The sequence below is a fragment of the Bradyrhizobium sp. genome, from assembly GCF_049581145.1.
Taxonomy (GTDB): Bacteria; Pseudomonadota; Alphaproteobacteria; order Rhizobiales; family Xanthobacteraceae; genus Bradyrhizobium.
The window spans coordinates 1-5,007 of the sequence record NZ_JBAURI010001158.1 but is presented as its reverse complement, the minus strand read 5'-3'; the positions used below and the strand labels follow the sequence as shown (position 1 = coordinate 5,007).

Sequence of the window (5,007 nt, the reverse complement as noted above, 5' to 3'; positions counted from 1 at the left end):
GCCATGTTCTTTACCGCCATGTTCTTGACCGTCATGGGTTGCTCCTGTTCGGATGGATGTCGAGGGCAACGTCAGAAGGATTCACAGGTTCCAGAAGCTGAACGAGAGGGCGGCGCGCTTGCGTGCGCCGTCGTATAATCCGGACATGACACCGCCGGATCGAGACAAGGCCGTTTCAGCGCCGCCGTCCCATCGCAAGATCATCCACATCGACATGGATGCGTTCTACGCGTCGGTCGAGCAGCGGGACGATCCGGCGCTGCGCGGCAAACCCGTCGCCGTCGGCGGCTCGCGCGAGCGCGGCGTGGTCGCCGCCGCGAGCTACGAGGCGCGCAAGTTCGGTGTCCGCTCGGCGATGCCCTCGGTCACCGCGAAACGGCAGTGTCCGGACCTGATCTTCGTCAAGCCGCGCTTCGAGGTCTACAAGGCGATCAGCCGCCAGATCCGCGAGATCTTCGCCGAGCACACGCCGATCATCGAACCGCTCTCGCTCGACGAGGCCTATCTCGACGTCACCGAGAATCTTCAGGGCATTCCGCTGGCCAGAGATATCGCCCTGCAGATCAGGGCGAAGATCAAGGCCGAGACCGGTCTCAACGCCTCGGCGGGCATCTCCTACAACAAGTTCCTGGCCAAGCTCGCCTCCGATCACCGCAAGCCAAACGGGCAGTACGTCATCTCTCCCGAGATGGGTCCTGGGTTCGTGGAGGCCCTGCCGGTCGGCAAGTTCCACGGCATCGGACCGGCCACCACGGCCAAGATGAACGCCCTTGGGATCCAGACCGGTCTCGATCTTCGCAACCAGCCCCTCGCCTTCCTGCACGATACTTTCGGCAAGTCCGGCGACTACTACTACTGGATCTCGCGCGGCGTCGACGAACGTCCCGTCCGCGCCAACCGGATCCGCAAATCCGTCGGCGCCGAGAACACCTTCTTCACCGACCTCACCGCGCTCGATGCGATGATCGCCGAACTTGGACAGCTGATCGACAAGGTCTGGCACCATTGCGAGAGCACCGGCAACCGCGGGCGCACGGTGACGCTGAAAGTGAAATTCTCCGACTTCGAAATCATCACGCGCAGCCGGTCCGTTCCCGTCGCGGTCTCGAACCGGGGCGACCTGGAGCGCCTGGCGATCGGCCTGCTCGCGAGCGAAATGCCCGTGCCAAAGCCGGTGCGGCTTCTCGGGGTTTCGCTGTCGTCCCTGCAGACCGAGGCCGACGGCGAGCCCCAATTGAACTTGCCGATCTGACGCCACGAGCCCGCTCGGCGTGCCGGCCGATCGCTGTCATCGAGACCATACGATCACCGTCGGTGGACGATATGCTGCCCCCTTCTTCCGATGGTCGTGGTCCGTGAATGTGGCAGCATGCGCGCGGCGCATCGCCCACTGCAATGGCACCCGCAGGAGCGTGAACATCACGACGCCGAAGCCGGCCCGCGGGGATCGGGTGCAGCGAAGACGAGACCGGTCAACAACGGCAACCCAGGACTGATAACGCCTCCGGCGAGGAGAGCACATGATGTCTTGCGGTTCGCTCAAGGCTTTCAGAAATTCCGGCAAGTCTAGACAAGTCTAGACAAGCGATGCCATGAAACCGATCCCATGGGAGTTGACCCATCGTTCGTCATTCCGGGATGCACTCCGGCCGGCGATAGCCGGTCGGAGTGCAGGCCCGGAATCCATAACCACAGACCAGAATTTCGACAGGCGCGGCAACGCGTGCACAACTCGACTGCTGCCGGTGGTTATGGATTCCGGGCTCGCGCAAGAACGCGCCCCGGAATGACGGTGAGGACGACGTGTGAAACTGACAGCCCGGTGCGCAGAGGGATCGAGCGCCGTGCATATGACAACTTCACGAAAACGCTCGTCTCGCATGTCGGAGAAGTGACCACGGCCGGGTGGTCAGGCCCGTGTCGCCTCCCGCAGCGGCGTGAGGCGGCGCTTCGCAACAGGGACACGCGGCGGTGTCGGCAGCCGGCGGGGTATGACGAGGTCTTGCACGAGAATCGGCTCGTTGTCGCCGAGGGTGCTGCGTTCGCGAACCAGGAGGCTCATGACGGTGCGCATCTTGAGGATCTCCTGCGCTACGAAGCTGCAGTCCTCGTCCCGGTTGATCTGCTCACGCATGATGGCTTCGGCCTGCTTCATGCTGACGCGTAAAGATCTGATAAGTCTGCGGATTTCATTGATGCGATTGTCCATGGCCTGTTCTCCTTGCCGGCTGGCAGCATAAGAACAAAAGATGAACAATGAGTCAATGGCCGCGAATGGCGTGGTCCGATCAACTCGCTAAATGACCCAAGTGAGAAATCAGCGACGTTCGCAAATTTTGCCGCATTCACGCCGGGACTTCTACTACCTGAATTTCTTCATCATGAGATACTTGTCGTATGTGGCGTCGCCTATGCGAACAGCGCGAGGATCGGTACCATAGACCTCAAACCCGTTGCGTTTGTACGTCTTGATCGCATCCGTCGCGGTTAGCAGCACGGCAAGATGCACCTGCTCGACACGCGCGGCGGCCAGCGCAAGAAGCTGTTTGATCAGCCCATCTCCAACGCCTTGACCTCGACTGGCTTCCTTTACGTACACGGTGTAGATGTGGCCCCGGTGTTGCGATCTCTTATCTGGCGAGACATAAAAACCTGCTATCCCGATCAGGGTCTGGCATGCAAATGCGCCCAGTATCGTACCGCTCAGCCAGTGACGATAAGCCGCTACCGTGGCGTCACCGCCCTGGTCTTCTTCGAGAGAGTAAAACGATTGGGGAAACTTCTGCAGGGCCTCCTCGCGAATCTCGCGAAAAACATCCAGGTCATCGACAGTCAATCGTCGAAATTCGACGCCTACGGGGGCGATGGCAGGTTGTGCCGTCATGATGACCGCTGTTCCGTTTTGATCTCATAGCTCATGGACAGGTTAATCGCCGCGGTATCAAACGCAATTCGCTTCTGTGGCGAGACATAAATGCCGGAACGGCACGCATATCCGGAGCTGAACCGCAACGGACCTACCCGATCGCCGTGCCCGGAGTATCAGGTTGCGATGGCTTGACTGGGATCCTGGATCGTCGCCCTGAAGCTTTCGCGATACTGCAGCGGGCTGACGCCCAGCCGTCGCTGGAATGCTCCACGCATCCGTTCGGGCGTCGCAAAGCCGCAATTGAAGGCCACGGATTTCAGGCTGATGTCGGTGGATTCCAGCAGGTTGCGGGCCTGGTCGAGACGAACGCCTTCGATGAAATCGTGCGGCGTCACGCCCAATTCGCTGACGAACATGCGCGCGATGCTGCGTTCGCTCGTGCCGGCGATGGCCGCCAACCGCTCGACAGAAAATGGCTCGCTGGGGTGGGCCAGTACATAGGCCTGCACCTTGCCGAGCGGCGTGACCGGATCGCTCACCGGCAACAGCAGCGGACTGAATTGTGACTGTCCGCCCTGGCGCTGAGCGACCACCAACAGGCCCTTGGCGCAGGCGAGCGACACCGCCGCCCCATGGTCCTCGCCGACCAGCGCAAGCGCGAGGTCGATCCCCGCCGTTACGCCTGCGGATGTCACCAGCCGATCGTCGCGGATATAGATGCGATCGTGTTCGACGCGCGCGGCCGGAAACATCGCGGCGAGCTTGCCAGCGCTCTGCCAGTGTGTCGCGGCGGTGCGGCCGTCGAGCAGCCCGGCATGACCCAGTGCAAAGGCGCCGGTGCAGATCGAGCCATATCGCTCGGCCTGAATGCCCCATCGCCGCAGCCATTCCGACGTGGCGTCGTCCGCGGCGGCGTCCGGGAGCGCCGGGCCGCCGGCCACCAGCACCGTGTGAAAGGGGCGGCACGCCTCCTCAAAGCTCAGATGCGCCGTGAGCAGCATCCCGTTCGACGAGCGGACGGGCAACTTCCCCCCGGCGATCAGCAGGCAGTCGTAACCATCCGTTGCAGCCACGAACATGTTCGCGGCGGAGAAGACGTCGAGTGGCCCGGCCACGTCGAGCGCCTGCACGCCATCGTGGATGATGAGGGCGATATCCCTTTTTGCCATCGGCGACCGACCATCTGCTGTTCGCTATCCTGACGCTCGCGATCCCAGAGACCGGCCCGCCCTACTTTCGGCAGTTTATCACACATCGCTGGCAGTTTCTCGACGGTGCCGATCGTTGCCTCCGGATCGTTTCGCTGCGATCCATTGCGGGCCGGACGCAGGGTTCAACGCTCATCGAGAGCAGCCCATCGAACCCAGCGCCGGCATCAACTCATCCCGCGGTCGCAAGCCGCGTCGGCCAGCCGGATTCGCGGGCTGCCGGCGTGCGCCTGCGATCGGGCAAAAACCAACGGAGAATGACGATGAACGCGGTTTTCAACGTGATTTTGGTGCATGGGGCCTGGGCCGACGGATCGTCCTGGAGCAAGGTCATCCCGCTGCTGACGACCAGGGGAATGACGGTCACGGCCGTGCAGCTGCCGCTCACCAGCTTCGATGCCGACGTGGCGGCGGTTCGCCGCGCCATCGCGTTGGCCGAAGGTGACGTCGTGCTGGTCGGACACAGCTATGCCGGCGCGGTGATCGGCGAAGCGGGCAACGACCCCAAGGTGCAACGGCTGGTCTATATCGACGCCTTCGCGCCCGATGCCGGCGAGTCGGCCGGGTCGCTGTTCGCCCAATTCCAGGCCGCGCCGCTCGGCGCCGAGATACGTTCCGATACCGAAGGCTTCCTGGCGCTGTCGCACAACGGCATCTTTGCGCTGTTCGCACAGGATCTCGATGAGGCCGAAAAGGCGCTGGTCTATGCGACGCAGGGGCCGATCAACGGCGCCGCCCTGGGCGGCACGCTCACCAAGGCCGCATGGCGCGGCCGGCCGACTTTCTATCTGATCGGCGATCAGGACCACGCCATCCCGCGCGCGGAGCAGGAGAAGATGGCGACCCGGATGAATGCCACCATCGAGCATGTCGACACCAGCCACGTCCCGATGCTGTCGAAGCCCGAGGCCGTCGCGAGCTTCATCCTGA

The 5,007-nt window shown here is 62.8% G+C and carries 5 protein-coding genes; 2 read left to right on the top strand and 3 right to left on the bottom strand.

Features of this window, described 5'->3' with window-relative positions; translation table 11 throughout:
• Nucleotides 1–145 precede the first annotated feature (145 nt).
• Complete coding sequence (gene dinB, locus WCB02_RS36970; protein WP_423966735.1) at nucleotides 146–1,252, top strand: DNA polymerase IV; 1,107 nt, start codon at nucleotides 146–148, stop codon at nucleotides 1,250–1,252.
• A 657-nt stretch (nucleotides 1,253–1,909) separates the two neighbouring features.
• Here the strand turns inward: dinB and WCB02_RS36965 are convergent.
• From WCB02_RS36965 to WCB02_RS36955, 3 genes are all read right to left on the bottom strand, one after another.
• Nucleotides 1,910–2,209, bottom strand: coding sequence for a hypothetical protein (locus WCB02_RS36965; RefSeq protein WP_423966732.1), 300 nt, complete (start codon nucleotides 2,207–2,209; stop codon nucleotides 1,910–1,912).
• 153 nt (nucleotides 2,210–2,362) lie between these two features.
• Complete coding sequence (locus tag WCB02_RS36960) at nucleotides 2,363–2,884, bottom strand: N-acetyltransferase family protein (protein WP_423966730.1); 522 nt, start codon at nucleotides 2,882–2,884, stop codon at nucleotides 2,363–2,365.
• Between the two features lie 158 nt (nucleotides 2,885–3,042).
• Nucleotides 3,043–4,038, bottom strand: coding sequence for a GlxA family transcriptional regulator (locus WCB02_RS36955; protein WP_423966728.1), 996 nt, complete (start codon nucleotides 4,036–4,038; stop codon nucleotides 3,043–3,045).
• Nucleotides 4,039–4,340: 302 nt separating this feature from the next.
• Between WCB02_RS36955 and WCB02_RS36950 the strand changes: the two genes are divergently transcribed.
• Nucleotides 4,341–5,007: alpha/beta fold hydrolase (locus WCB02_RS36950; protein ID WP_423966726.1), on the top strand; the 667-nt coding region annotated here is incomplete at its 3' end.

Bases quoted from the DNA above. Each gene is read 5' to 3' on its own strand.
- WCB02_RS36965 (WP_423966732.1), bottom strand. From the start codon at position 2,209: ATGGACAATCGCATCAATGAAATCCGCAGACTTATCAGATCTTTACGC.
- dinB (WP_423966735.1), top strand. From the start codon at position 146: ATGACACCGCCGGATCGAGACAAGGCCGTTTCAGCGCCGCCGTCCCAT.
- WCB02_RS36955 (WP_423966728.1), bottom strand. From the start codon at position 4,038: ATGGCAAAAAGGGATATCGCCCTCATCATCCACGATGGCGTGCAGGCG.
- WCB02_RS36960 (WP_423966730.1), bottom strand. From the start codon at position 2,884: ATGACGGCACAACCTGCCATCGCCCCCGTAGGCGTCGAATTTCGACGA.